1 protein-coding gene is annotated in these 1,112 nt (G+C 46.0%); it reads right to left on the bottom strand.

Going from position 1 to position 1,112, the window contains the following annotated elements; genetic code table 11:
* Nucleotides 1–93 precede the first annotated feature (93 nt).
* A partial coding sequence (locus B5X72_RS20885; RefSeq protein ID WP_217698179.1) for a hypothetical protein occupies nt 94–1,112 on the bottom strand: 1,019 nt, incomplete at its 5' end.

Genomic DNA, 1,112 nt, shown 5'->3' with positions numbered 1-1,112 from the left:
ATTTTTTCTCTTGCGCTACAGCGCTAACAGTGAATCCGCTGCAAAAAGCGATAAGCACAACTTTTACGATAGTTTTCATCATCGCATCATTTTTTAATCATCGCATAATTCTTTTCCCTTCAACAGGTTTCCATCTGCTCCTCTGCCCATGTATTTTGCAGATGCCTGTACGATATCGCTTTTCGAATAAGTTGTTCCGCCAATATCGAAAGAAGTCACACTGGCATAAGCACCCGTATAGGTCAATCCGCTCCAAGCCAATGAAAACGCATCGAACTGGGATATACCAAATAAACCCTGTAAATAACTTGCCATAGGGGCTACATATTTTGTAGCCATAGTTTGGTGATGATCAATTTCCGTATTATTGATATGTTCGGCTTTCGAGAAATATGCATGCAATACCTCGTGTATAAATATAGCTATTGCGCCCTCCTGCGACACATCCGGCATATATCCTTCATGAAGAATAAGGGTTGCGCTAAATTTGATTGGGACATTTCCAGCCCATGTGGTCGTTGGCGCCACCACTTGCCCCGGCTTACCGCTTGGTGTGATGCCGTCCACTACATTGATTTCAACACTTTTGTCACCGTCCAACTCACGGATAATGTCGGTGATTAAACCCATTACTGGCTCTGATCGATCCAAAGCTTTATTTATGGTCTGTCCTAAGCATGGATCATCAATCTCATTGTTGATGTCCCAACTTTCAGTAGGTGGTGGCGGTGGTGGCGGACTGTTTACAGGAGGCCCACCCCCAGGCGGATCGTATTCTTCGGGGACGGGGCCTTGGCCATTATCGTTATCCTCTATATAGACCGTTATGCAGGTACTGCCAGACACATGGTACAATTTGCATATCCCGTTTACGCAACCGTATACCGTCTTGTCATAACAAAACGTTTCCCAACCCATCTGTTTGCGGATGCTTTCCCGTACATTTTTCTGTAAAGGCATTCCATCATACAAGTGCACATAACCGGTTGTCCCCTCAAACCAGTCGTTGATCAGTACCGTGCCTGTGAAACCGGCCATCGGTTCACCTCCGTCCTCGGGAACATATGTAAGCAGTGAAAAAGACCATGGCTTGCCCGCACACTTCATCGCGC

The organism is Parapedobacter luteus, from assembly GCF_900168055.1.
Lineage (GTDB): Bacteria > Bacteroidota > Bacteroidia > Sphingobacteriales > Sphingobacteriaceae > Parapedobacter > Parapedobacter luteus.
Note: the sequence above shows the minus strand (reverse complement) of the source record. Positions and strands in the feature narration are given on the sequence as shown.